This window comes from Salinicola socius, from assembly GCF_001937195.1.
GTDB lineage: Bacteria > Pseudomonadota > Gammaproteobacteria > Pseudomonadales > Halomonadaceae > Salinicola > Salinicola socius.
The window spans coordinates 176,874-202,096 of sequence record NZ_MSDO01000003.1; the positions used below are offsets into that span (position 1 = coordinate 176,874).

The 25,223-nt window shown below is 63.9% G+C and carries 19 protein-coding genes; 8 read left to right on the forward strand and 11 right to left on the reverse strand.

All coding sequences use genetic code 11. The annotated features are described in order from the left end of the window. Positions 1-27 precede the first annotated feature (27 nt). On the reverse strand, positions 28-3,432 hold the full coding sequence (locus tag BTW07_RS03785) for a transglutaminase family protein (protein WP_075568823.1): 3,405 nt from the start codon (positions 3,430-3,432) through the stop codon (positions 28-30). Between the two features lie 220 nt (positions 3,433-3,652). Between BTW07_RS03785 and BTW07_RS03790 the strand changes: the two genes are divergently transcribed. Both BTW07_RS03790 and BTW07_RS03795 read left to right on the forward strand, forming a co-directional pair. Beyond that, complete coding sequence (locus BTW07_RS03790) at positions 3,653-5,107, forward strand: circularly permuted type 2 ATP-grasp protein (protein WP_075568824.1); 1,455 nt, start codon at positions 3,653-3,655, stop codon at positions 5,105-5,107. A 4-nt stretch (positions 5,108-5,111) separates the two neighbouring features. Continuing rightward, the gene (locus BTW07_RS03795; protein ID WP_075568825.1) at positions 5,112-6,110 is read left to right on the forward strand and encodes an alpha-E domain-containing protein; all 999 of its coding nucleotides are present in this window, start codon (positions 5,112-5,114) and stop codon (positions 6,108-6,110) included. A gap of 98 nt (positions 6,111-6,208) precedes the next feature. Here the strand turns inward: BTW07_RS03795 and BTW07_RS03800 are convergent, their stop codons facing one another. The 3 genes from BTW07_RS03800 to BTW07_RS03810 form a co-directional block, all read right to left on the reverse strand. Continuing rightward, complete coding sequence (locus tag BTW07_RS03800; RefSeq protein WP_075568826.1) at positions 6,209-7,306, reverse strand: zinc-binding metallopeptidase family protein; 1,098 nt, start codon at positions 7,304-7,306, stop codon at positions 6,209-6,211. 89 nt (positions 7,307-7,395) lie between these two features. Then, positions 7,396-7,854 (reverse strand): hypothetical protein, encoded by a 459-nt coding sequence (locus BTW07_RS03805; RefSeq protein WP_075568827.1) that lies wholly within the window; start codon positions 7,852-7,854, stop codon positions 7,396-7,398. Positions 7,855-7,997: 143 nt separating this feature from the next. After that, positions 7,998-8,603 (reverse strand): Yip1 family protein, encoded by a 606-nt coding sequence (locus tag BTW07_RS03810; protein WP_208605365.1) that lies wholly within the window; start codon positions 8,601-8,603, stop codon positions 7,998-8,000. 322 nt (positions 8,604-8,925) lie between these two features. Between BTW07_RS03810 and BTW07_RS03815 the strand changes: the two genes are divergently transcribed. Next, positions 8,926-10,635: a proline--tRNA ligase gene (locus BTW07_RS03815; protein WP_075568828.1), complete on the forward strand. Its 1,710-nt coding sequence runs from the start codon at positions 8,926-8,928 to the stop codon at positions 10,633-10,635. A gap of 15 nt (positions 10,636-10,650) precedes the next feature. Continuing rightward, positions 10,651-11,286 carry a lytic transglycosylase domain-containing protein gene (locus BTW07_RS03820; RefSeq protein ID WP_075568829.1) on the forward strand — a complete coding sequence of 212 codons (636 nt, stop codon included), beginning with the start codon at positions 10,651-10,653 and terminating at the stop codon, positions 11,284-11,286. A gap of 26 nt (positions 11,287-11,312) precedes the next feature. Here the strand turns inward: BTW07_RS03820 and BTW07_RS03825 are convergent, their stop codons facing one another. Continuing rightward, positions 11,313-11,828: an FKBP-type peptidyl-prolyl cis-trans isomerase gene (locus BTW07_RS03825; protein WP_075568830.1), complete on the reverse strand. Its 516-nt coding sequence runs from the start codon at positions 11,826-11,828 to the stop codon at positions 11,313-11,315. A 92-nt stretch (positions 11,829-11,920) separates the two neighbouring features. Beyond that, positions 11,921-12,457 (reverse strand): transcription/translation regulatory transformer protein RfaH, encoded by a 537-nt coding sequence (rfaH, locus tag BTW07_RS03830; RefSeq protein WP_075568831.1) that lies wholly within the window; start codon positions 12,455-12,457, stop codon positions 11,921-11,923. Between the two features lie 391 nt (positions 12,458-12,848). Between rfaH and BTW07_RS03835 the strand changes: the two genes are divergently transcribed. Beyond that, positions 12,849-14,270: an AmpG family muropeptide MFS transporter gene (locus BTW07_RS03835; protein ID WP_075568832.1), complete on the forward strand. Its 1,422-nt coding sequence runs from the start codon at positions 12,849-12,851 to the stop codon at positions 14,268-14,270. A 109-nt stretch (positions 14,271-14,379) separates the two neighbouring features. Here the strand turns inward: BTW07_RS03835 and BTW07_RS03840 are convergent, their stop codons facing one another. Continuing rightward, on the reverse strand, positions 14,380-16,200 hold the full coding sequence (locus tag BTW07_RS03840) for an SEC-C domain-containing protein (protein WP_075568833.1): 1,821 nt from the start codon (positions 16,198-16,200) through the stop codon (positions 14,380-14,382). 161 nt (positions 16,201-16,361) lie between these two features. On the opposite strand from BTW07_RS03840, the gene BTW07_RS03845 reads away from it, so the two are divergent. The 3 genes from BTW07_RS03845 to BTW07_RS03855 all read left to right on the forward strand — a co-directional run bounded on the left by BTW07_RS03845 (position 16,362) and on the right by BTW07_RS03855 (position 21,359). After that, positions 16,362-18,269: a hypothetical protein gene (locus tag BTW07_RS03845; RefSeq protein ID WP_075568834.1), complete on the forward strand. Its 1,908-nt coding sequence runs from the start codon at positions 16,362-16,364 to the stop codon at positions 18,267-18,269. 130 nt (positions 18,270-18,399) lie between these two features. Beyond that, positions 18,400-20,415: a DNA topoisomerase III gene (locus tag BTW07_RS03850; protein ID WP_075568835.1), complete on the forward strand. Its 2,016-nt coding sequence runs from the start codon at positions 18,400-18,402 to the stop codon at positions 20,413-20,415. Further along, positions 20,415-21,359 carry a ketopantoate reductase family protein gene (locus BTW07_RS03855; RefSeq protein ID WP_075568836.1) on the forward strand — a complete coding sequence of 315 codons (945 nt, stop codon included), beginning with the start codon at positions 20,415-20,417 and terminating at the stop codon, positions 21,357-21,359. Before BTW07_RS03850 ends, BTW07_RS03855 begins: the two co-directional genes overlap by 1 nt. 132 nt (positions 21,360-21,491) lie before the next feature. Here the strand turns inward: BTW07_RS03855 and BTW07_RS03860 are convergent, their stop codons facing one another. The 4 genes from BTW07_RS03860 to BTW07_RS03875 all read right to left on the reverse strand — a co-directional run bounded on the left by BTW07_RS03860 (position 21,492) and on the right by BTW07_RS03875 (position 25,166). Further along, on the reverse strand, positions 21,492-22,982 hold the full coding sequence (locus tag BTW07_RS03860) for a sugar porter family MFS transporter (protein ID WP_279626527.1): 1,491 nt from the start codon (positions 22,980-22,982) through the stop codon (positions 21,492-21,494). A 7-nt stretch (positions 22,983-22,989) separates the two neighbouring features. After that, positions 22,990-23,673: a nucleoside/nucleotide kinase family protein gene (locus BTW07_RS03865; protein ID WP_083941494.1), complete on the reverse strand. Its 684-nt coding sequence runs from the start codon at positions 23,671-23,673 to the stop codon at positions 22,990-22,992. A 201-nt stretch (positions 23,674-23,874) separates the two neighbouring features. Further along, complete coding sequence (locus BTW07_RS03870) at positions 23,875-24,180, reverse strand: chaperone modulator CbpM (protein ID WP_075568838.1); 306 nt, start codon at positions 24,178-24,180, stop codon at positions 23,875-23,877. After that, the gene (locus BTW07_RS03875; protein ID WP_075568839.1) at positions 24,177-25,166 is read right to left on the reverse strand and encodes a DnaJ C-terminal domain-containing protein; all 990 of its coding nucleotides are present in this window, start codon (positions 25,164-25,166) and stop codon (positions 24,177-24,179) included. The genes BTW07_RS03870 and BTW07_RS03875 overlap by 4 nt, the downstream gene beginning before the upstream one ends. Positions 25,167-25,223 lie beyond the last annotated feature (57 nt).

Consider the following 25,223-nt stretch of genomic DNA (forward strand, 5'->3'; position numbering starts at 1 on the left):
CCATCATATAGATGTTTAGCCAGGCCGCTAGTCGATTCCGCTTTCCCGCTCCCGCAGATCCAGCGTAAACGGATAATCACGGCTGATATGCGGCTCGGGAACTTCATGTACGCCCTGCCGATGACCGTGAGGCAGGAACCTGGCCAGACGCCGCGCTTCCGCCTCGTTGGCGTTGACCGGAAAGCTCTCGAAATTGCGCCCGGCCGGATGGGAGACGTGATAGGTACAGCCGCCGATCGAACGCCGGTTCCAGGTATCGACGATATCGAACACCAGCGGCGCATGAACCGGAATTCGCGGATGCAGCGCCGACGGTGGCTGCCAGGCACGATAGCGCACCCCGGCGACCGCTTCGCCATTACGATCCGTTGCCCTCAGCGGCACCCGCTGCCCGTTGCAGGTCACGACATAGCGATCGCCGCTCATGCCGCTGACCTTGACTTGCACTCGCTCCACCGACGAGTCCACATAGCGCGACGTACCACCGCCCGCGGCCTCCTCGCCGAGCACGTGCCAGGGCTCGATCGCCTGACGCAGCTCCAGCTCGAGCCCCTGATACTGAACCCGCCCCAATACCGGGCACCGAAACTCCAGAAATGGTGCGAACCACGTCAACGCAAAGGCCATGCCGTCATTGTCGAGATCGACCAGAACCTCCTCGAGATCGCACCAAAGGTAGTGCGGAAGCATCCAGCGATCGTGCAAAGCCGTGCCCCAGCGCACCAGGCCACCATAACTCGGCCGATCCCAGAAATGCGCGACAAGCGCCCGGATCAACAGCCCCTGCATCAGGCTCATGCGCGGATGCGGCGGCATCTCGAACCCCCTCAGTTCGAGCAGGCCGAGCCGACCGGTATCGCTGTCGGGCGAATAGAGCTTGTCGATGCAGAATTCCGCACGGTGGGTATTGCCGGTGAGGTCGGTCAACAGATGCCGGAAAAGGCGGTCCACCAGCCACGGTTGCGCGGTCTCCTCTCGGGACAGTTGCGCCAGCGCAATTTCGAGTTCGTGCAACGACTCGTGGCGCGCTTCGTCCACACGGGGCGCCTGGCTGGTCGGGCCGACGAACAGGCCCGAGAACAGATAGGAAAGCACCGGATGGCGTTGCCAGTAGCTGACCAGACTCCCCAGGAGTGCCGGACGTCGCAGGAACGGCGAGTCGGCCGGCGTGGCGCCACCCAGGGTAACGTGATTGCCGCCGCCAGTGCCGGTGTGACGGCCGTCGAGCATGAACTTCTCCGCCCCCAGGCGAGTCTGTCGGGCCTGCCCGTAGAGCGTCTCGGTCTGGGCTACCAACGCCGGCCAGCTCTCCGCCGGCATGATATTGACCTCGATCACGCCGGGGTCCGGCGTGATCATGAAATGGTTGAGGCGTGGATCGGCAGGCGGCGGATAACCCTCGACGAACACCGGCATCTCGAGCGTCGCGGCGGTCTGCTCGATCGCCGCGATGAGTTCGAGATAGTGCTCGAGCCGCGTGACCGGTGGCACGAAAACGTAGAGCTGTCCGGCGCGTACTTCCAGGCACAGGCTGGTGTTGATGGTGTCAGGCTGGTCGTTGACCACGCTGCCCTTGCCAGGCGACTCGTCGTCCGTCTGGGCGACGGTTGCGGGCAGGCGGCCACCGCTCAACGCGTTGTAGGGAAGGCTTTCGGCATTCTCGCGACGCGCGTCCGAGGGGCCCGCCTCGACGGCCTTGCGCACCGCCTGGTAGCGTCGCGTCACTCCGCCATGCGAGTCTTCGAGCGCCGCCGTCGGCGCCCACAGTGAATGCGGCTGGTCGACATCGCGAAATGCCGCCTGCGGCAGCGACGACAGCGGCAACCTCAAGCCCATGGGCGAATCGCCAGGGATCAGATAGAGATGTTCGCGTCTCAACGGCCATTCGCCGCTCTGCCAGCCATTCAGCCGTGGCGCGTATCGCAGCGGCAACGCATAGCCGATCACCTTGCCCAGACCTCGCTCCAGCAACTGTGCCAGGCGCCGGCGCTCCTCTTCATCGTCGAGATCGTACTGGCGCGGGTCGACATCGACCGCCAGGGTCTGCTCGCGCCACAGATAGTAGAAAGCGTCCTCGTAGCCCGGCAGCAGATGATCCGCGTCGACGCCCAGATGTTCGGCCAATTTTTCGCCGAAGCGAAGCGCATCCTCGGCGGCATGGCCGGGGGCGGCACTCTCTTCGAAATTCTCGTCGGCCAACCAGCGTTCGTCATGCCATATCGCTTCACCGTCCTTGCGCCAGTAACAGGCCAAGGCCCAGCGAGGCAGCGATTCGCCGGGATACCACTTGCCCTGACGATAATGCAGCAGGCCGCCCGGGGCGAAGGCGCGCCGCAACCGCTTGAGCAGCTCGCCGGACAGCTTGCGCTTGGTCGGGCCCTGGGCGGCAGTGTTCCATTCGTCCGCCTCCATGTCGTCGATCGACACGAAGGTCGGCTCGCCACCCATGGTAAGACGGACATCGGCGCCACTCAGGCGGCGATCGACCTGCTCGCCGAGGCGCTCGATGGCTTGCCACTGGTCGTCGCTATAGGGTCGTGTGACACGCGGATCCTCGTGGATCCGCTCGACGCCCATTGAAAAATCGAACGTCACCTCGCACTCGTCGGAATAACCGACGATCGGCGAGGCGCTGGTCGGCTCCGGTGTTGCCGCCAGCGGAATGTGTCCTTCGCCTGCCAGCAGACCCGAGGTCGGATCGAGACCAATCCATCCGGCGCCGGGGATGAATACCTCGGTCCAGGCATGAAGATCGGTAAAGTCGGTCTCGGTGCCGGAGGGCCCTTCCAGCGCCTTGACGTCGGCCGTCAACTGAATCAGATAGCCGGAGACGAAACGTGCCGCCAACCCCAGATGGCGAAGAATCTGCACCAGCAGCCAGGCCGAGTCCCGACACGAGCCCCGGGCTTTCTCCAACGTCTCCTCGCCGCTCTGTACCCCCGGCTCCATGCGCACCAGATAACTGATGTCCTGCTGCAGGCGTTGATTCAGCATCACCAGGAAATCGGCGATGCCGGACGACTCCCTGGGGACCTTTGCCAGCCAGGCCATCAAACGCTCGCCGCGTTCGCCGATCTCGAGATAAGGCGCCAGTTCCTTGCGCAGCGCCTCGGGATAGGCAAACGGATAGTTCTCGGCGTAGCTCTCGACGAAGAAATCGAACGGGTTGATCACCGTCATCGGGGCGATCACCTCGACCGCCACGTCGAGCCGCGTTACCGGTTCGGGAAACACCACCCGCGCGATGAAGTTGCCGAAAGGGTCCTGCTGCCAACTGAGAAACTGCGGCTTGGCCGAGACGCTCAGCGAATAAGCTTCGATCGGGGTCCGGCAGTGCGGCGCCGGCCGCAGCCGAATCAGGTGCGGCGACAGATTGACGGGGCGATCGAAGATGTAGGACGTACGGTGAGACAGCGCAACGCGTAGGGTCATGGCGATCTCTTGGCCGATTGGCGATCTTGTTCTGGGTTCTGGTGACACGGTACTGAACAAATTCAGGCTATCAGCGTAGCCGTTTAACGTGACATCTACACAAGCCTCTCACTATGCTTGATAGCGCCTACAGAATCTTTATATACGGTTTTGCCACGACGGGCGACGCGACAACACCCAACAAATGCGTCTTCAAACCCGCACACAGGAGTCTTCTCCCATGGGCAATGTGGATTGGAAGCAGTACCCGGGCCAGCGCTTCTACGACGAACTGCTCAATGCCAGCGGCATCCCCAGAGAGGCGGCCAAGCCGCTTTGCGACATTCTCTCGAGCTTCACGCCACAGGAACTCAACGAACGCAAGATCGCGGCGGAAGTCGCCATCCGGACCATGGGCATCACCTTCACCGTCTACTCCGAAGGCAGCACGATCGATCGAGCCTGGCCGTTCGATATCGTGCCGCGCATCATCCCGGCCAATGAGTGGCGTGCCGTCGAAGCCGGTCTCAAGCAGCGCGTCGATGCGCTGAACCTGTTCATCGACGACCTCTACCACGACCAAAAAGTGATCAAGGACGGTGTGTTTCCCGAGGAAGTGCTGGCGCAGTCGGTGAACTTTCGTCCGCAATGCATGGGCATCGATCCGCCCCACGGTGTATGGGCCCATATCTGCGGCTCCGATCTGGTCCGCGACGGCAACGGCACGATCTACGTGCTCGAAGACAACCTGCGTGTCCCCTCCGGCGTCTCCTACATGCTCGAGAACCGCAATGTCACCAAGCGAGTGCTGCCGGAGCTGTTTGCGACCGGTCGTATCCTGCCGCTGGATGACTACCCGGCTCAGCTCTACGACATGCTGGCCAGCATGTCTCCGCGCCCGGGTGACGAGCCGCAGATCGTGGTGCTGACGCCCGGCATCTACAACTCCGCCTATTACGAACACGCCTATCTGGCGCAGCAGATGGGCGTGGAACTGGTGCAGGGTTCCGACCTGATGGTGGACGACGACGATGTCGTGCACATGCACACCGTCGACGGCCTCAAGCGCGTGGACGTGATTTACCGCCGCGTCGACGACCTGTTTCTGGATCCGGAAGCGTTCATTCCCGACTCCCTGCTCGGCACGCCGGGACTGATGCGAGCCTGGCGTGCGGGCAAGGTCGCCCTGACCAATGCTCCAGGCGCCGGCGTCGCGGACGACAAGGTCGTCTACGCCTTCGTACCCAAGCTGATCGAGTACTATCTCGACCAGAAACCGCTGATCCCCAACGTCCCCAGCTATCTGTGCATGTTCGAAGACGATCGACGCTACGTGCTGGAGCATCTGCACGAGCTCGTGGTCAAGCCCGCCAACGAGTCCGGCGGCTACGGCATGCTGATCGGCCCCCGCGCCACCGAGGAGGAGCGCCAGGAATTCGCCAGGCGCATCGAGGCGGACCCTCGCAACTACATGGCGCAACCGACACTCGCACTCTCCACCGCGCCGACGCTGTTCGATGGCACGCCGGAGCCGCGTCACGTCGATCTGCGCCCATTCATCCTGTCCGGCACCGAGACGCATGTCACCATGGGCGGTTTGACTCGGGTGGCACTGGTCAAGGATTCGCTGGTGGTCAATTCCTCTCAGGGTGGCGGAAGCAAAGACACCTGGATCGTCGAAACCGAGGGAGAGTGAGCGCATGCTGTCACGAGTCGCCGAGAATCTGTACTGGCTGGCACGCTACGTCGAACGGGCCGAGGACACCGCTCGGCTGATCAGCGTCAACAGCAACCTGCTCCTCGACATGCCGGGGAAGGCGGCGCTGAGCTGGTCGACCCTGATCGACATAACCGGCAGCGGAGACGTGTTCGACACGCTGTTCGAAGAGCGCAACGAACGCAACGTGGTGGAGTTCCTGTGCCTGTCACGCGAGCATGACAGTTCGATCCTCTCCTCGCTGGCCAATGCGCGCGAAAACCTGCGCACGACTCGCGACGTTGTCCCGCGAGAGATCTGGGAAGAGATCAATCACTGCTATCTGGAGATCAGCGAGCTGACCCAGACCGGCATGAAGGCACGCAACCGGGACGAGTTCCTGAAGCGCGTGACACGCGCCTGCCAGACGTTGACCGGTTTGATCGAAGGCACGTTGAGTCATACCGAAGCGAGAACGTTCCTGACCCTGGGACGCCATCTCGAGCGCGCCGACATGACCACCCGGATCATCGACGTGCGGTCCAACAACCTGTTGCCCCGCAACCCGGAAGAGTTGATTCCGTTCGAACACCTGCAGTGGATGAGCGTACTCAAGTCGCTGACGGCCTATCAGATGTATCGGCGGGCAGTCAGACTTCGCGTGCGCGGTCCCGACGTACTGCGCTTCCTGCTGCAGGATCGTGCCCTGCCCCGGTCCGTGCTGCGCAGCCTGGAAGAGGTCAGTTGGGAATTGCAGGCGCTACCCAACCATGATCGGCCGCTGGCGGTCGCTGCCCTGGTCCGCGCCGAGGTCGCCGAGGCCGATGTGCAATCGCTGGCGCGTGCACCGGACCAGCTACACCAATTGATCGATGAGTTTCAGATTGGCTTCAACAATCTCCACGAGGCGATCGCCAGCGCCTATTTCGCGGTCAGCGAACGGCCGGTGAAGGCGTCGCAGAGCCAGGAACAGACGACTTACGTCGATGATGAGGATGACTGAAAAGCACGGGCGAGAAGACAGATGTTATCGGTGGGGAACCGATGACCCGGTGACGCCACCGGGCCGATCGGGGCAGACGTCGATGTCTCGGGAACGAGCTACGGGGCAGGTGTGGGTGTGGGTGTAGGTGTAGTTGTGGTTGCAGTACTGCGCTGCACGACCCGATGAATGTAATCGAGTTTTTCACGGATGGCTGGCGTGATGACCACCGGCACCATGTCCAGCAACCCCATCTCCCGATTCAGTTCGTTCAGCGCCAATCCAACCTGCTGGTAGGCCAGAATCATGGCGTCGATGGTGCCATCGTGCTCGGCCCGTGCCATGCCCAGTCCGATGGCAGTATCCAGCACCGCGACGATGTCCTGGTAGGCGGCAAAGGTCTCGGCAAAATCCTCCCACGGATGCATGGTCGCATAGGCGGATACATGGGACTGGGCCCAATCCGCCGCGGCCCCCTGCTCGTAATAGCGTTCCAGCGCCTCGGCGTAAGTCGGCGCTTCGGGATCGCCGAAAATGGCCCGGCTGGCATCCTCGTCATGCCCTCGTATCAACAGATCCCAATAGTAGTGGCCGATCTCATGGCGAAAATGGCCGATCAGGGTGCGATGCGACTCGTTCATATCGACGCGCAGCCGCTCGCGCTCTGCATCGTCGGTCTCCTTGAGGTTGATCGTGATCAACCCTTGCGCATGGCCGGTATAGACCTTCTCGTCGCTGCCGGTGGAGCGCCATAGCCCGGCATCCGGCAGGGCATCGGCCATGAACGCGAAACTCAGCGGCAGCACCGATTCGTCCTGCGGCGAAGGGTGCGGCAGGCCGATCAGATCCAGCGTGTAGAACAGTCGGCGCTTGGCAGCCTCCAGCGATGCCCAGCGTTCACGGTGGCCCTCGATCGAGAGATCGGGAATCACCGCATTGTGGCGACAACAGTCACACAAGCCGTCGTAAGCCGCGTGGTCTTCCGGTGTCTGCATGCGATTGCAGACGCTCTCGCTGGCATAGTTGAAGCACTTCACGAGCGCCGTTCCACAACCCGGGTTGGCGCAGCGATAGCCGACCTCGTTGTCCGGAATCATCGCCGCAATGGTATGACAGGCCGGACACCAGCCGACCTCAGCGTCGCAGATGATGCATTGCGTGTTGTCGAAGAAGAGCCGACTCGACGGATTACAGTGATGGCATTCGAAAGTACGCATGACCAATCTCCCTATCAGCTGTGGCGCAATACCGCCGACGGCGGCATTTTCCGGTGCCCAGACAAGCAGATTAGCAAATTACTCGGGACTCATGACTCATCGCTCGAGAATGAGGCGCCAGGAATCCGCCCTGACGAATCGGCAAACTGCCGATTGTCGAATTCGAGCTTGGACAGCGCCTGATCCAGTGTCGCGACCCGCTCGACGATGGGTAGACCAGCGTCGACATCGCGCCCGGTGCGAGTCTCGATCAGCGACGCCAGCCGATGGTCACTCAGCTGGCCGTCATAGTGAACGCGATCGATCGAGGCATCATGCGAACCCGGCAGGTAGATCGTGTTGTTGGAAAAATCCACCGCATAGGCAATAACGCCTGGCACGATGAATAGCAGCAGGCCCAGCCCATCGGCAATCGCCACGCCGGGGTCGATGCGCCCCTGCAACTGCCCCTTGCGCTCGGGATAGAAAAGGGTTCCGCAGCCGGTGAGTGATAGCACCATGCCGGCGACGATCGTGCCGGCCGTCAAGCGTTTGAGAAGAGGTTGCATCGCAGAAATCCCGGTGACAGAAAAGTTACGCGAAGTAACCTAATCCATCCGCTGGCGTCGCGTCCAGCAACGTCCAGCAAGCGAGTGCAGACACAGCGACGCCCACACCGTGAGCGTAGGCGTCGGATGATGGTTGATCGGCATCAGACCAGCGAAGCGCCATACCCCCACAGCAGCACGGTGATGGCGAGCAAAGCCTCCAGTACCAGTACACCGATAGCCAGCGCCGCACTCGAGGCGCGCATGCCTTCATGCTGATCGATGCCCAGAAACGATGGCAACCCCGCATAGACGAGATAGACCGTGTAACAGAGACCGGCAGTGCCGGCCAGCAGGCAAAGCCAGATAAGAGGGTAGAGTGCCACCACGCCGCTCAGAAACATCGGCGTCGCCATGTACCCCGCGAAGACGACGCAATGGCTCAGGTCCGGGCGTTCGGAATAACGCCGCGCCAGCCAATGGATCACGTTCCCCATCAGCCATACGGCGCCCAGAATCAGCGCGTAGAAAATGATCGCCAGCAGTACCGCCGTGGCTGGCGAGACGCTGACGGTTTTCGCCAATCCGTCCTCGGTGGTACCGAAATGCCAACCGACCACCGTAGTGCCAATGAAAGCGCAGATCACTGGAATCGCGGCCATCACCAGCACATGGGAACCGTAGAAATGCGATACGGTCTCGTTCTCTCCGCGAATCTGCTGCCATTCGCGGTTGGGATTCGTGAGCAGGCCCCAGACGTGATGAATCATGACACACCTCCCTCCGGCGCGGGCCGCCAACGACGGATTTCCGATGGTGTCTGTTCCGTTCGCCTCCCGACGATGCCGGACGCGGCCCTGCTTTCACTATAGGTAAGATTGGGCCGGTGGAAAGGTCAATCGCAATAGCCGCCGCAAGCCGGTAATGTCCAGGAGTAAGCGCCAGATTGGCCGAGAGGTTTTTACCGGTCGCCCTTCCCCGTCCGCTATTCGAATCTCTATACTGGCGACCCGATGAATGACTGCCGATCACGTCATATCGAGCATATGCCGCGTTCCGCTTGACGCTGATGAATACAGGAAAGAACACCCCATGCGTGCCAGCCAACTACAGATCTCGACCCTCAAGGAAACGCCGGCAGATGCGGAGATCGTCAGCCACCAGCTGATGCTGCGCGCCGGCATGATCCGCCGCCTGACCTCGGGACTCTACACCTGGTTGCCGGTGGGCGTGAGAACGCTGCGCAAGGTTGAACGCATCGTCCGCGAGGAGATGGATCGCGCAGGCGCGCAGGAAATATTGATGCCGGCGGTTCAGCCCGCAGAGCTGTGGCAGGAGTCCGGTCGCTGGGACGAGTATGGCCCAGAGTTGCTGCGACTCAAGGATCGCCATCAGCGCGACTACTGCGTCGGCCCGACTCATGAAGAGGTCATCACCGATCTGGTACGGCGCGAGATCAGCAGCTACAAGCAGCTGCCGACCAACTTCTATCAGCTCCAGACCAAGTTTCGCGACGAGATTCGCCCGCGTTTCGGCGTGATGCGCTCGCGCGAATTCATCATGAAGGACGCCTACTCGTTCGATAGCGATGAAGCCGGTCTCAAGGCGTCCTATCAGCGCATGTACGACGCCTACGTCCGCATCTTCACCCGGCTGGGCCTCGACTTCCGTCCGGTCCTTGCCGACAACGGATCCATCGGCGGCACCGGCTCGCATGAGTTCCATGTCCTGGCCGACTCCGGCGAAGATGCCGTGGTCTTTTCCACCGGCTCCGACTACGCCGCCAATATCGAGAAGGCCGAGGCGCTGCCGCCCCGGGGCGTCGAGCGTGCCGTGCCCCGGGAGACGATGCGCCAGGTGCCGACACCCGGCGTGCGCACCATCGCCGCGCTGGTCGAAGGGTTCGATCTACCGATCGAGAAGACCGTCAAGACGCTGATCGTGCACGCCGCCGAGGGCGGCCTGATCGCACTGATGGTGCGAGGCGATCACCAGCTCAACGAGATCAAGGCCGAGAACCTCGAGGCCGTCGCCGCGCCGTTGACCATGGCCAGCGAAGAGGAAATTCGCGCCGCCATCGGCGCCGGCCCCGGCTCGCTGGGCCCGGTCAAGCTGCCGCTGACACTGATCATCGATCACAGCGTTGCCCTGATGAGCGATTTTGGCGCCGGCGCCAACGTCGACGACCACCATCTGTTCGGGATCAACTGGGAACGCGATCTGCCGCTGCCCGAGGTCGCCGATCTGCGCAACGTGGTCGAAGGCGACCCGTCGCCCGATGGACAGGGCACGCTCTCGATCACCCGTGGCATCGAAGTCGGCCACGTCTTCCAGCTTGGCCAGAAGTATTCCAGGGCCATGAACGCCACGGTTGTCGACGACAGCGGCCAGCCGGCGACGCTGTGGATGGGGTGTTACGGCATCGGCATCACCCGCGTGGTCGCGGCGGCGATCGAGCAGAATCACGACGCCGGCGGAATCATCTGGCCCGACGCCATCGCCCCCTTCCAGCTGGCGATCGTGCCGATGAACGCACACAAGTCGGACCGGGTGCGCGAGACCGCCGAAACGCTCTATCAGGAACTGACGGACGCCGGCATCGACGTGCTGCTGGATGATCGCGACCTGCGCCCGGGCGTCAAGTTCGCCGACCAGGAACTGATGGGGATTCCCCACCGTCTGGTAATCGGTGATCGTGGCCTCGACAACGGCGAGCTGGAGTACAAGGGACGCCGTGACAGCGAAGTCACCATGGTCGCGCTGGACGATCTGCGAGCGTTCCTGGACACCCGCTTCGCCTGATCGAAAGAGATCGTGATGGCTCGGCTCTCGGCCATTCTGGTGACGGCGATCTGGCTCGTCGTCGCCGGTCTGCCGAGCGCCGACATGGCGCTGGCCCAGTCGACCGCGCCTGCCCAGCGATCCGAGAATCCGGGGGAACTCCCGTCGCCAGCCCTGCTGGATTCACTGTCCCGTGCCATGGCTGCACCGGACGGGTTCGAAGACGTCTTCGACGCTCAGGTGTGGCTGCTCGACATGCAGTCGCGCCTGGCCAGGCGCCAGCCCGAGGCCTACCCGTCACGTCGCGCCCGTCTGGCGCTGCTGGAACGAGTTCATGCCGAAGCTCGGCGGGCTCAGCTGCCGCCGGAGCTGGTACTGGCATTGATCGATGTGGAAAGCCGCTTCCAGCCCGATGCGGTGTCGTCGGCCGGCGCACTGGGATTGATGCAGGTGATGCCGTTCTGGAAAGCGGAAATCGGTCGACCACAGGACGATCTCCACGATATCGATACCAACCTGCGCTACGGCTGCACCATTCTTGCGCACTATCTGAAACGCGAGCACGGCGACTGGACCAGTGCCCTGGCACGCTACAACGGCAGCCTCGGACGCACGATCTATCCCGAACAGGTGATGCAGGCCTGGTTCACCCGCTGGTGGATAGACCGCTAAAGGCCCCGCCATATTGCTACTGTCAGCTACTGTTTACGGTCCTCGACCTCGGCGTGAGAAGTCCCCGGCGGCAACGGATGGCCCTTGGCCAGTTCGGCCCGCGTCGCCTCGCGAACCTCGAGAATCTCGATCTCGTAGGTCAGCGTCTCCCCCGCCAGCGGATGGTTGGCGTCGACGGTCACTTGCGCGTCATCGGCGGCGAGAACGGTGACCGTTCGCGGGCCGTCCGGTCCCTGGGCCTGAAAGCGCTGACCAGCCTTTAGCGGCTGATCTTGCGGAAACGCGGAGCGTGGGCTTTCACTGACCAGTGCTTCGTCGCGCTCGCCATAGCTGTCGGCGGGCGCCAGCGTGACGCTCAACCGTTCGCCGCTCTTGCGAGAGGCCAGCGCTGCTTCCAGTGCCGGGAACAGATTGTCGTGCCCATGCAGATACGCCAGCGGCTGCTGGCGCGCACGCGAATCGTCGAGGGGGCGGCCTCGCTCGTCCAGGAGAGTGTAATGGAGAGACGCAACGTGGGACGGCTCGATGGCGAGCTGGCTCATGGTGACTCCGGAATGACAGTGGGGTTCAGGAAAGATGACGAATGGGGCGACGAGTGGACTCGACAGGCCTGGCGGCGGACAACCCCGACACGTCAGGAGGAGTGCTTGCGCAGCGCCTCGACCGGCACCTCGAGCCGCTGAGTCTGCTGCAGAAGATTGAGCAGCACGATGGCGCGCTCCTCGCCCTTCTGCGACTCGAACACGCCCTGCAAGGCACGAAACGGTCCATCGGTGATCTCGACGATATCACCCTGACGGTAGTAGACGTTGGCGCGATCTCGGCTCGCGTCGGTCGTGATGCGATCCCGCAGCGTCTCGACCAGCCCGTCCTGCACGAATACCGGCTCGTTGCCGAAACTGACCAGCCGCAGCACGCCACGCGTGGAGCGAATCGGTCGCCAGTTGCTGGCCAGGCGATCGAGGCGGATGAACAGATAATGCGGGAACAGCGGCTCGGCGACCCAGGTCAGCTTGCCACGACGACGCTTCTGCACCTCGAGTACCGGGTGAAAGATCTCGTAGCCCTGGTTATCGAGATGTTCGCTGGCCCGAAACGACTCGCCACCCTTGCACTGGATGACATACCAGCGCGGCAACGAGTCGCCGTCCTGCGTCGATTCATCGGTCATCGATAACCCCTTCCTGAGCGCTGCCACCGATCATATCCACTCATCATCACCACCAGAGAAACCCTCCCTGTTCTCGCTCGCCTGCCGAGACAGACCCGGGCCTTGTCGCAGCGCCGTCGGCGTGACATCCGGCCAGACGCGACAAGCCATCTAGAGTACCATTTTCGATCCGACTCGTCCGCCCACGGCGGGTCGATCCGGTTTATTGGAAACACTGAATAAATCGGCGAGCGGGATGAAGTGGGCGGCATTCCGTCGCAAGGCGCACGGAGCGCAGCAACCGGAGCCTATGGGGTATAGGTGAGAATTCGACCGGGCTGGCGCTCCATCACCGCGCAACGCAGCGATTCACCTGCGCAGACATTTAGGCAGCGTTTCCTTTGGAGGTTGCATGCAACACGAGCCACGTGACTGGCTATCATCCTTGCGCGTCTATCTACGGGCGCCGGTCGTCACCCTGCTGTTTCTAGGGTTTTCCGCCGGCTTGCCCTATCTGCTGGTGTTCTCGACCCTGACCGCCTGGCTCGAGGATAGCGGCGTCGAAGTGGCCGCCATCGGCTTTTTCAGCTGGGTGGGGTTGCTCTATTCGATCAAGCTGTTCTGGGCGCCGATCGTTGACCGCGTGAGGCTGCCTTTGATCGGCCGCTTGCTGGGCCAGCGGCGCAGCTGGATGCTGCTGGGCCAGACACTGATTGCCGCCGGTCTGCTGGGGCTTTCCGGGCTCGATCCCGCCGGCCACCTGCCGCTGGTGGCCGCCTTTGCCCTGCTCACCGCCTTCGGGGCAGCGACACAGGACATCGTCATCGACGCCTACCGTATCGAGTCCGGCGAAGCGGCGATCCAGGCGGCCATGGCTTCGACCTATATCATCGGTTATCGCATCGGTATCGTGATGGCGGGTGCCGGCGCGCTCTATATCGCCGATGCGGCTTCCTGGGGAATCGCCTATCTCAGCATGGCAGCACTGGTCAGCATCGGCGTGATCACGGTGCTGGTGCGTCCAGAACCGCCGCGCCCGCAGAGCCTGACGGTGGTACTGTTCCACCCTCGCGTGAAGCGTTTCTTGCGCCAGCGGCGGAACCGCTCCCACTGGCAGCGCCAGGCCGGGGTCTGGCTGATCGCGGCGGTCATCTGCCCGATCAGTGATTTCTTTCAGCGCTACGGGCGCCTGGCACTGTGGCTGCTGGTCTTCATCGGCATCTACCGGATCAGCGACATCTCGATGGCGGCGATGGCCAACCCGCTCTATCTGAGCCTGGGCTTTACCAAGAGCGACATCGCCAGCGTTACCAAGGTGTTCGGGGTTCTGATGACCATCGGTGGCGGCGTGCTTGGCGGGCTGATGGTCGTTCGTTACGGCATCGGCCGGATGCTGGTCCTGGGGGCGCTGGCGGTGGCGCTGACCAATCTGCTGTTTGCCCTGCTTGCCACCGGCGGCGACAGCCTGGCCCTGCTGATCGTCGCCATCACCGGCGACAATCTGGCCAACGGCCTCGCCAGCACGGTATTCATCGCCTTCCTCTCGAGCCTGACATCGCGCACCTACACCGCGACGCAGTACGCGCTGTTCTCCTCGCTGATGACGCTCCCCGGCAAGTTCATCGGCGGCTTCTCCGGCCTGGTGGTGGCGGATGTCGGCTATGCCAGTTTCTTCGTCATCGTCTGCCTGCTCGGCCTGCCGGCCGTGGCACTGGCCTGGTGGCTGAGCCGGCGCTTGCCGACCCTCGGCAATGATGGCGACACCCGGAATGACGATGGGGAGACCGACCCTCGAGCTGGTCGAGAGGATCACGAGCCCGCCAGCGTGCGCTGACGGACTCGAACAGGGCAGGCAACAGGAGAAGCGCGCGCTCCCGGAAGCGTCGGCCGGGATTCTCGAGCCGACGCTTCAGGAGGGTTCAGAAACCGGGAGAGTTCGCGATTCAGGAAAGTGCACGACGCTGCCGGGACAACCAGTCCAGGGCGCCATCCGAGGCGAGCCACTGGTCGCGCATCAACTGGCGATACTGCCAGGCTTCTGCGCGGGTACCCGGCTCCGGCATGTCATCGCCGAGCCGTGCCGGACGAGGTCGATCCTCGCACAGGATCGGCAGTATGTAGGGGTTGGACGAGTAGACCTCTCGCAGCACGGCGAGCGCGTCATCGTGGCGCGATAGCCGGAAGAGCGCCAGCACCCGGCCCATCTGCACGCCCAGCATCTCGGCCCCTTCCGGACCCTGCTCGCTCACCGTCAATGCCTGCTCGTCACGCCCTTCGCGCAGCAGCTGGTCGATCACCAGTTCGCGCAGGCCCAGGCTGTCTTCCTGATCCAGCGCCAGCAGCCGTTGCGCCAGCTTTCTTGCATCCTGGCCTGCGCCGCGCTCCATGCCGATGACCAGCGCCAGGCCGGTCCGAAGCAACGTCGCATTGTCCGCATCGTGCCAGGAGAAGGTGCCGCCGGCATCCTCGAGCTGGCCCAGCCAGAACCCGTAGCGCTCGGCCAGCGGCGTAAAGAAGGCATCGACCATCCACGGCAGGCTGCCAAAGCGGCTGGCCAGCGCCAGCGTCAACGCCTGCATCACCCGTGGGGCATCCAGCCATTCGGGGTTCGCGCATAACGCCTGCAGCCATTGAGGCGCCGTCTCCCAGGGGTCACCCAGAAACCCTAGCGCCGCGTCCTCGTCGATCTCGACTTCGCAGGCATTGGCCCAGCCGTTATAGAGCGAGGCTTCGCGGGAACTGGGCTCATACTGAAGCCCACCCTCGTTGGCATGAGTCAGTTCGAGACGGGGCGGGCGTTGCTGGGTATGCAGCAGCGCCTGCAGCGCCGTCAGCGGCCCGGAAAGCGCCTCCTCGGAGTGAATCACCTGTTCCGCCAGCGCGGCCTGAGGGTCATCGGCCAGCTCGGCGATGAACTCGAGCTGGTCCGGGTCGAGATGGTGCTGACGCGATAGTCGCCGCCACCAGAACGCCGCGCGCTGACGCGCCTTGCCGACGTTGCCTTCGTGGAGCAGCACCATCGCTTCGATATACGCCAACGACGGCGAATCCGGCAGCGTGCGCTGGGCGCTCTGGAACGCCTCGCGGGCGCTGGCGAGATCACCGCTGTCCAGATGCATCAGACACAGCCGCTCGAGCGCCGCGCCGCGCAGAAATCCCGGCCCTTCGGCCATCACTCGCTCGACCAGCGCCGCACGTTTGCGATGAAAGCCACGTTCCTGATAGAGATCGACCAGTATCTCGAAAGCCGGTTCGATCTGCTCTTCCAACGCTTCCCAGTCGCGATCGCCGGCGAACAGCGATTCCAGAATCTGCTGCGCCCGGCCATTGTTGCCGCTCTCCGCCGAGACGATGCCGGCTTCCAGCAACGCCTGTGCCGGCGCCTTGCGGCTTTCCAGTGCCAACTTCAGCGTCTCGCCGCGCCACTCGCGCAGCGACAGCATCCACATCAGGTGGTCGGGGATGGCGCTGGGCATCTCGACTCGCGCGCAGCAGTCGCGATAGAGTCGCCCCGAATCGCACCAGCAGAGTTCCTCGCGTTTCGGCTCGGCCAGCGGTTCGGTGTCGAAACCTCGTCTTACCAGCGGTGTCTGATTCCAGATGAGCGGCGCGAGCGCCTGGGCCAGATCGAGACTGCCGCCACAGTGCTCGGCTCCTTCACTGCGAGCCCATGCCATCATCGTCGGGTAGTGTTCATTGGCGCGAATCGCCTCGAGGGCGCCGCTGGCAAAGCCCAGCAGCTGTTCAACCCAAGCTGTCAGCATGGCATTCCTCCGTTTTCTGACTCCATCCTAGCATGCCGGGCAAGAGCGCTGGCGAGTGCCGGCATGGGGTGATAATTTAGCCGCCGCTTACCCTGTCGCTGGCGCCAGCTCCATCGCCTTTGCCAGCCAATTGCCGCCATTAGAGAGAAGCGCCCGTGCTCATGCCGATTCCGTTTCGCCGCCCCTCGCAGTCGATCGCCAGCGACGCGCCCCAGGTGCGGCTGGAGCGAGAGGGTCGCGACGAAATCCGGCGGATCACGGCGGCGGTCGAGAAGGTGCCGTGGACCATCAGCCTGCTGCAGATCCTGTGGACCGCCGGGCCAGTGACGCTGCTCGGTGCCTGGGGCGGCTATCTATTGGGCTATGGCAAGGCGCCGACGCTCGAAAACTATATCTTCTTCATCTCGTTCACCGTGATCACCGGTGCCGCCGGGATCATCGCCAACCTGCTGCATCACCTGACCGGCGGGCGACGCCTGGAGCGCACCTCGAGTCGGATCGAGCGGGTCATCAAGACGCTGCCGGAACTGTTGCTGGCGACCCGCAACCTGATCGTCGAAAGCCTCGAAGGCGATGCCCGACGCCGTGAAGCCGCCGCCATGCTGTTGCGCAAGCAGGACCTGTCGCCCGAGGGCGTCGAACTGGCGGCTCTCGAACTGCTGGACGACCGCGACAGCGCCCGCCTGATTGGCCAGATCGACGTCTATCGCCGGGTCGGGCTTCACGCTCGCGTCAGCGATCTGGTCGAGATCTACCGTGACGACATCGAGCCACGCTTTACCGAACTCTACGATCTGGCACCGGTGGCGATCACCCTGCTGCGGGAGCGCTTCGAGGGCCATGCCCCGGATCCGCGCTATGGCGTACCGCGCGACGAACACTTCATCGAACGTGTCATGGCGTCGATCGAGCACGACAACGATCTGCTGATGACGCTGCAGGACGTCGAGGAGATGGTGATCCTGGCATTCGAGCTGATCAGCGGCCGCGAGATACCGGTGTTGTCGTTCGAATACCGCGGGCGCTGGAAACTGGCGCGGGCGTTCGACAGCCTCGAGGAGGCCCGTGCCCGGCACCGTATCGCGCAGGCGACCGGTCTCTCTCGCCTGAAGGCGCTGAACACTTATCTCATCGAGCATTCGGTGACGCCGCTCGCCGAGAGCGTCTCCGGCCAGCGCGCCGATGCTCTGTTGATGCACAGCGTCTCAGCGATCGACGAGTTGAGCGAGCAGATCCAGTCGCTGGCCCACGCCATCCACACCGGGCGCAGCGACGACCGCCAGACGCTACGTCACCAGGCAGAGGTGCTGACCAACGCGATCAAGCTCTACAAGAGCGTCTCCAGCGCCTACAACGAAGTCGGTCGCAGCCACGCCCATCGACTGCGCATGGCTGAGCGCTGGGACGCGGTCAGCGCCGATCTCTCCGACAACACGACCCGCCTACGCCTGGGCCCGGGCCGGCGCGGCCTGCGCATACGTGAGAGCAAGATCGCCCTCAACGACGAGGCCAAGGCGGTAGTGTGCAAGCGGCTCGGACAACATCTGGAGAAGGCCAATATCGGTACGCTACGCGAACGCCTGCGCCAGGCCGAAAGGGACACCCAGCTCAGCGTGGGGGTCGAGAGCGCCAAGCGCGTGGCGGTAGAGATATTCCTGGCGCTGGAGCCCCACGTGCATCTATCGCGACCGGCCGTGCAGCGCGCCATCAACAGCACCAATGCAGCCGACTTCGGCCAGCTCGAGCCCAACTTGTCGGTGGCGGCGAAAGCGGCAATGGGATCCGCCATGGTCCGCGAGATCGAGACTGATCTTTCGCGCACCGCGGAGTCGCTGGCCCTGGCTCTGGTCAAGCACTATCGTGTCGCTCTGGAACCGGAGGCAATGGCATTCCTGCAACGCCAGTACGGCGCGCGGGAAGCCACGCTGCAGATGCTGACCAACGTCAATCTGGAACGCGGCGAAACGCCCAACATCAGCTATCTCAGCATGGCGCCGCCAGCCGTGGGCAAGCCCCACCGTCAGTGGTATCGCGCGCTGGTCCGCGCCCGCCGTCATCTCGAAAAGTGATAGTCGCCAATCGGATCGCTATCGGCAGAAGTCGAACCAATATGGGTAGAAGTCGTATCGATATCGGCAGAAGTCGTATCGACAGGGGTAGAGACCGGATCGATAACAGCCATTTGCCGGAGCGTGCCGCATGCGTTTGATCGTCGCCGAAAAGCCGAGTCTCGCCCGCGCGATTGCGGAGGCACTGCCAGTCAGGGCGACGCGCCGGGAGGGCTATCTCGAGGCCGGCGATACCGTGGTGAGCTGGTGTCTGGGCCATTTGCTGGAACAGGCGCCACCCGAACGCTACGATCCGAAATACAAGCAGTGGCGCCTCGACGACCTGCCGATCATTCCCGAACGCTGGCAGCTGGTGCCCAGAAGCCAGGCACGAAGCCAGCTGGCCGTCCTGCGCAAGCTGATCAAGAGCGCCGACAGCGTCGTCCATGCCGGAGACCCGGACCGCGAAGGCCAGCTGCTGGTTCAGGAGGTGCTGAACCATCTTGGCTGGCACCGGGAAACCCAGCGTCTGCTGATCCAGGATCTCAATCGCCCCGCGGTGGTCAAGGCGCTCGACCGCCTCGAAGACAACCGCCGCTACCAGCCGCTCTATGCCGCCGCCGAAGCACGCTCACGGGCGGACTGGCTATATGGCATCAATCTGACCCGCGCCTGGACCCTGATCGGCCGCCAGGCCGGCTTCGACGGGCTGCTGTCGGTGGGGCGTGTGCAGACGCCGGTGCTCGGGCTGGTGGTTCGCCGTGACCGCGATATCGCGGCGTTCGAGCCCAAGCCGTTTCATGTACTGTGGGCCGATCTGCAGGTTGCCAACGGTTCCCTGCGCGCCTGGTGGCAGCCCGGCGAGAAGCACCCGCTGGATGGCTCATGTCTCGATGAACAGGGCCGCCTGCTCGACCCGCGCCCGGCCGAAGCGCTGGCACAACGACTCGCTGGCGCCCATGGCCACCTCGCCGAACTCGATCAGCGTCGCAAGCGACAGGCCGCGCCTCTGCCCTATTCGCTGTCGTCGCTGCAGATCGATGCCGCGCGCCGTCACGGCCTGTCCGCGAAACGGGTACTCGACGTCTGCCAGACGCTCTACGAGCGTCATCAACTGATCACCTATCCCCGCTCCGACTGTCGTTATCTCCCCGCCGCGCATCACCGGGAAGCAGAGAAGACCCTGCTCGGCGCCTGTCGGCTCGATGGAGAACTGCGGGGCTGGGCAGAACAAGCCGACTTCAGGCTGCGCTCCAAGGCGTGGGACGACGCCAAGGTCGGCGCCCACCACGCGCTGGCGCCGACGGGGCGGCCGGCGGACATGGACCGGCTCACCCGCGACGAGGCCAACCTGTTCCGATTGATCGCGCGCAACGTGCTGGCCCAGTTCTATCCCGCGCTCGAAACCTACGAGACGCAGGCGATGTTCGAGATCCTCGACGAGCGCTTCAAGGCCCAGGGACGAGAGATCATCGAACCGGGGTGGAAGCCGCTGTTCACCACCCGTGACGACGTTCCCGCCCTGCCGCTACTGACCAAGGGCGAGCCGGCGACGGTCACCGATGCCGGCTGCGAAGCGCGTGAAACGCGCCCGCCAGAGCCGTTCACCGACGCCAGTCTGATCAAGGCGATGATGAATATCGCCCGCTACGTCGAGGATCCCGTGGTCAAGCGGACGCTGCGCGATACCGATGGTCTCGGCACCGAGGCGACCCGCGCCAGCATCATCGAGACGCTGCTGACACGGGGTTATCTCGTTCGCGATCGCAAGGCCATCAAGGCGACACGCACCGGACACGCGCTGATCGATTCGCTGCCGCTGGCAGCGACCCAGCCGGAGCGTACCGCGCTTTGGGAGCAGCGCCTTTCGGCGATCGCCGAGAGTCAGGATGCGCCAGAGCCGTTTCTGGAAGCGCTGGTCAGCGATCTGCGCGCGCTGCTGGGCCAGGCGAGTGCCGGTCGGCTCAATCAGGCACTCAAGGCTTCGGCCCAAGGGGCGGCGCCGGAAGCTCCTGTGCGGAAAAGTGGCAAAGGCGGCAGGCGCGGCACTCGCCAATCGGCGGGAACCCGCTCGCGTCGAACTTCCCAGACCAAAGAGAGCCGGCCGTCGTCCTCGTCGGACAGCAAACCGGCGCGCGTCCGCCGCACTCGGAAACGCACGCCGTGATGTCTCGTCCGGCGCGGTCGAGCGGCGATATCCCGCCGTGGCTGATCGTCGGGGCCGGCGCGCTTGGCCAGCTGTTCGCTGCATCACTCGCGCCGCATCATCCGTTGGTCCTGCTGGGGAGACGCCCGGCGGCGCCGGTCGTTCGTCTGCGCACCGTGGATGGCAGCGATCTGTCGGTGGCGTTGCGGCGTGAACTGCCGAGTGAATGGGCAGCCGAGCGGGAGGAGATCGACGCACCGGCGCTGGTCATGCTGGCGACGAAGTCCCGCGATACGCAGGCCGCGCTCGACGCGTTGAGCCCCCGTCTCAAGCCCACGACCCCATTGCTGCTATTGCAGAATGGCTTCCAGATACAACCGCGTATCAGCGGACGCTGGGCTGGGCCGGTGCTGTGCGCCTCGACCACCGAGGCCGCCTATCGTCCCGCGCCCGCCACGGACCACGCTTCCATCGATGTCGTTCATGCCGCCGCCGGCGAGACCTGGATCGGCGATCTCGCCGGCCAGCATCACGACCTGGCATCGACCGTTGCCGCATGTCTGAACGATGCGGGCATGATCGCCGGAGCCTGCCGTGATATCCGCCAGCGACTGTGGTGGAAGCTCGCGGTCAATGCAGTGATCAATCCGTTGACCGCCAGCCATCGCGTGCTCAACGGCGAGCTAGCGAAGCCCGAGTTCCGGCCCCGGATCGCAACACTCGTCGCCGAGATCAGCCGCATCATGCAGGCCGAAGGCATTCAGCCACCCGGGAAGGGCTGGCAGGCGCTCGTCGACGGTGTGATCGAGACTACCGCCGCCAATCAGTCATCGATGCTGCAGGATGTGCTCGCCGGCCGGCCTACGGAGCGTGACGCCATTCTCGGGCCACTGATCGATGCGGGGTGTCGCCATGCGCTCGAGACCTCCACGCTCACAGCGCTCTACCAGACGACGCCGAACTAGCGTTCATCAGCCGGTTGTGACGGGTCGGGAGCCAAGAAATCGATGGCTGGAGCTCGAGGACTCGACCGCTGGGACCGGCACGATCGGTTGATTCGACCCGCCGTGCCCGTCTGCCATGGAGATGTCGCGCGATCAATCGGTAGCACTCGTGGCCCGCGAGGCGCTGTTCGAATCGTCCTTGGCCTTGTCAGCCGGAAAGAAGACGCCTTTCTTCAGATCGCTCTCGATCTCCTCGAGCGAGCGGCCCTTGGTCTCGGGTACGTAACGTACGATGAACACCAGTGCGACAGTGGTCACTGCGGCGTAAAGCCAGAACGTGCCGGAGGTGCCCAGCGTGCTGATCAAGGACAGCGTCGTCAGCGTCACCAGCAGGTTGAAGACCCAATGGCTCAACGCGCCCATGCTGGCACCCTTGCCACGCACGAATAGCGGATAGACCTCGGCGTTGATCAGCCACAGGCAGACGCCGAAGCTGCAGTTGAGCGCCATGTAGATCGCCAGACAGGCGACCAGGGCGTACTGGCTGAAGGCATCCTCCGGGGCGCCGCCCACGAACAGTATCCCCATGATCACCAGCGCCACCGCCGAGCCGGGCACCATCCACAGCAGGAAGCGCTTGCGCCCGATGCGGTCGACCAGAAAGATCCCCAGAATCGTCGCCAGGTTGATCAACACGGCGCCACCGATGGCTGCCAGCACCGAGGCGCTGTCGCCGAAACCGGCCTGGCTCAGGATGGTCGGCGCGTAGTAGATCAGGGCGTTGTTGCCGGTGATCTGGGAGAACATCGCGATCCCCACGCCAGCCACCAGCGCCGGACGGATCCAGGGTTGGAACAGATCGCGCCAGGATCCTTCGGGACGGGCCGACACCTCCTTGATCTCGTCCATCTCCGACTGCGCCCCCTCCCGGCTGGCACGCACCCGCTCGAGGATACCCAGCGCCTCGGGTTCACGCCCCTTGCTCACCAGCCAGCGCGGGCTCTCCGGCAGGACCAGCATGCCCAGCATCAGGATCACCGCCGGGATGGTGCCAAGGCCGAACATCCAGCGCCACTGCTCGCCCAGGCCGTAACCCACGAGATAGGCGACGAGAATGCCGAACACCACCATGAACTGGAACATCACCACCAGCTTTCCGCGATGCTCCGGCGGCGTGACTTCGGCGATATAGACCGGAATGATCTGGGTCGCGCTGCCGGCGGAGAGCCCGAGGATGAAACGCGCCGCGATCAGCATGCCGACGCTGGTCGAGGCCGCCGACAGGATCGAGCCGACGATGAACACCGCGCCGACCAGGACGATCGTCCAGCGACGCCCGAGCCGGTCGGAGAGCCGGCCGGTGCCCACGCAGCCGAAGATGGCGCCGAGGATGATCGCCCCGGTGACGAGCTGCTTGAGCGTGTCGTCCAGCGCGAACTGCTTGGACAGCCCGAGCAGGGCGACGCCGATGATGCCGGTATCGTAACCGAACAGCAGGCCGCCCAGCGCAGCGACGACGGACACCATCACGACCAGCCCCTTGCGCTTCGGACCGCGACCGGCGGCAGCGATTGCATTCATGCTTCTCTCCTTGAAATCGGGCGTCCTGGAGATTGAGTCGCCCAGCTCGAATGATGACTTCACGTCTCTGCTACGTGTCCTTGAATCGAATCCGGTTGCCGCTCCACCACAGCAGGCGGTCGGCGTTGGCGGCTAGCGCCTCGATACGCGCGGCATTGGGCGCATCGGTCGTACGAACCCAGTCCAGCGCCTGCTGTCGGGTGCGACCGAACTGCCTGTGCCGAGCCACCAGACGCGATTCGCGTAGCGCTCGATCGACATCGAGAAACCACACCTCGTCCAGCGTCTCTCGCACTTGAGGCCAGGGTTCATCCGCGAGCAGCAGATAGTTGCCTTCGGTGATCACCAGCGGCGTCTCCGGCGCCACCGCGATACTGGCGGCGATGGGCTCCTCGAGCTCGCGATAGAACCCCGGCGCGTAGACCGTCTCCCCACCGAAGCTGGCGCGAAGTCGCTTGAGCAGGTCGCGATAGCCGAACGCGTCGAACGTGTCAGGCGCGCCTTTTCGCCGTTCGCGACCCAGCGCGGCCAGCTGGCGGTTGGAGAGATGAAAACCGTCCATCGGTACGACCTGCGTCCGATCGCCCAGCGCTGCGAGAAGGGCTTCGGAGAGCGTACTTTTGCCAGAGCCGGGAGCACCGACCAGGCCGAGAATACGACGTCGAGATGAATCGATTAAGCTACGGGCGGCATCGAGAATGAGCGGATCGATATCGATCGATAGCGTCCGCGTCTCCGTCGTCGTGATACGCATGAGGGGATCGCAGGAAAGCCGGAAGTGGCAACAAGCGTAGCATGCTCATTTTGATGGTGAGAGTCGTCTATCGGCGACACAACCAAAGTCGTAAACTTACCGACGTCAGGATTCGGCCGATGAAACGCCACTCGCCGGATTCACTCCGACGAATGGCGCAAGGCGCCGGTACGGCTTCGAGTCGCGGTATCCGGCCGGGGGTTACTCGCCGGCTCGCCGACGCAATCGCGCGACCTCATCCATCAGTTCCAGCGCCAGTGCCGCGCCGGCCAGATTGACGCCCAGGTCGCGCTGCAGACGCTGGACGACCCTGACGCGATGCAGGCTCGCGCCGTAGAAACGCCACTGTTCGCGTCGGCGACCGTCGGGAACGATGACGCCCTCGTCGACCAGCTCGATGACCCATTCGGCATGTACCGTACAGGTTCGACACAGTTCGCCCAGCGTCAGGACCGGTGTCTCGTCGAGGTTGTCGACCGGTACCCGGGTGAGATCGTGGATGGTCATGACCTGCCCTCCGCTGCCGCTCTGGGGTTGAAGTTCGCCACCGCTTCCAGCTGGCGATAGGCCGCCTTGACGTCGTCATTCGTCGCCGGCGGCAGTACGATCTTCAAGGCGACGTAGCAGTCGCCCGGTGGCTCGCCGGGAATGCCTCGACCCTTGAGTCGCAGGCGCCGCCCGTCCTGGGAGTCCGCCGGAACTTTCAGTTCCACCGAACCCTCGGGCAGCGGCACCGCGATCGTGGCGCCCAGCGCCACTTCCCAGGGCGCCACGGGCAGGATCAGGGTGACATCGCGCCCCTCGACCCGATAGCGCCGGTGCGATTCGAACTCGATCTCCAGATAGAGATCCCCAGCCCGACCGCCGCCCATGCCAGGCTCCCCCTGGCCGGCCAGACGAATTCGCTGGCCCTGTTTCACGCCCTTCGGAATCCGGACTTTCAAGGTCCGCTGGCGGGGTCGCACCCTGCCCTGCTCATCGAGCTCGCCACTCTGCAACGTGAGGGTGCGCACGGCACCGCGATAGGCATCCTCGAGCGCGATCGACACCTTGGCATGATGATCCTCTCCGCGAGCACGATAGCGCATGCCGCCGGGATCGCCGCTCGAGCCTGCGAAACCCTGGCCCGACCCTCGACGTTGACCGAACAGCGATTCGAAGAAATCGCTGAAGGCGGCGCTCTGTTCGTGGGAATAACCTTCCTGCGTATAGCCACCGCCACGGAACTCGAAGCCGGCATCCCAGTCCGGCGGCGGCCGGAAATCCTCGCCGGCCCGCTGACCTTGACCTACCTGATCGTAGGCGAGACGCTTTTCGGGATCCTTCAGGACTTCGTACGCCTCACCCAGTTCCTTGAATCGCGCATCGGCATCGGTTTCCTGGCTGACATCCGGGTGATACTTACGCGCCAGTCTGCGGTAGGCGCGCTTGATCTCTTCCTGAGTGGCATCGCGCTCCACGCCCAGCACCGCGTAGTAATCCTTGAACTCCATGCCGCACTCCCTGGTAACGGGTCGATGACCGACTGCATTTTCATGCCGCCGGTCACT

Coding starts and splice junctions, on each gene's coding strand:
- BTW07_RS03785 (WP_075568823.1), bottom strand. CDS start 3,432: ATGACCCTACGCGTTGCGCTGTCTCACCGTACGTCCTACATCTTCGAT.
- BTW07_RS03790 (WP_075568824.1), top strand. CDS start 3,653: ATGGGCAATGTGGATTGGAAGCAGTACCCGGGCCAGCGCTTCTACGAC.
- BTW07_RS03795 (WP_075568825.1), top strand. CDS start 5,112: ATGCTGTCACGAGTCGCCGAGAATCTGTACTGGCTGGCACGCTACGTC.
- BTW07_RS03800 (WP_075568826.1), bottom strand. CDS start 7,306: ATGCGTACTTTCGAATGCCATCACTGTAATCCGTCGAGTCGGCTCTTC.
- BTW07_RS03805 (WP_075568827.1), bottom strand. CDS start 7,854: ATGCAACCTCTTCTCAAACGCTTGACGGCCGGCACGATCGTCGCCGGC.
- BTW07_RS03810 (WP_208605365.1), bottom strand. CDS start 8,603: ATGATTCATCACGTCTGGGGCCTGCTCACGAATCCCAACCGCGAATGG.
- BTW07_RS03815 (WP_075568828.1), top strand. CDS start 8,926: ATGCGTGCCAGCCAACTACAGATCTCGACCCTCAAGGAAACGCCGGCA.
- BTW07_RS03820 (WP_075568829.1), top strand. CDS start 10,651: ATGGCTCGGCTCTCGGCCATTCTGGTGACGGCGATCTGGCTCGTCGTC.
- BTW07_RS03825 (WP_075568830.1), bottom strand. CDS start 11,828: ATGAGCCAGCTCGCCATCGAGCCGTCCCACGTTGCGTCTCTCCATTAC.
- rfaH (WP_075568831.1), bottom strand. CDS start 12,457: ATGACCGATGAATCGACGCAGGACGGCGACTCGTTGCCGCGCTGGTAT.
- BTW07_RS03835 (WP_075568832.1), top strand. CDS start 12,849: ATGCAACACGAGCCACGTGACTGGCTATCATCCTTGCGCGTCTATCTA.
- BTW07_RS03840 (WP_075568833.1), bottom strand. CDS start 16,200: ATGCTGACAGCTTGGGTTGAACAGCTGCTGGGCTTTGCCAGCGGCGCC.
- BTW07_RS03845 (WP_075568834.1), top strand. CDS start 16,362: ATGCCGATTCCGTTTCGCCGCCCCTCGCAGTCGATCGCCAGCGACGCG.
- BTW07_RS03850 (WP_075568835.1), top strand. CDS start 18,400: ATGCGTTTGATCGTCGCCGAAAAGCCGAGTCTCGCCCGCGCGATTGCG.
- BTW07_RS03855 (WP_075568836.1), top strand. CDS start 20,415: ATGTCTCGTCCGGCGCGGTCGAGCGGCGATATCCCGCCGTGGCTGATC.
- BTW07_RS03865 (WP_083941494.1), bottom strand. CDS start 23,673: ATGCGTATCACGACGACGGAGACGCGGACGCTATCGATCGATATCGAT.
- BTW07_RS03870 (WP_075568838.1), bottom strand. CDS start 24,180: ATGACCATCCACGATCTCACCCGGGTACCGGTCGACAACCTCGACGAG.
- BTW07_RS03875 (WP_075568839.1), bottom strand. CDS start 25,166: ATGGAGTTCAAGGATTACTACGCGGTGCTGGGCGTGGAGCGCGATGCC.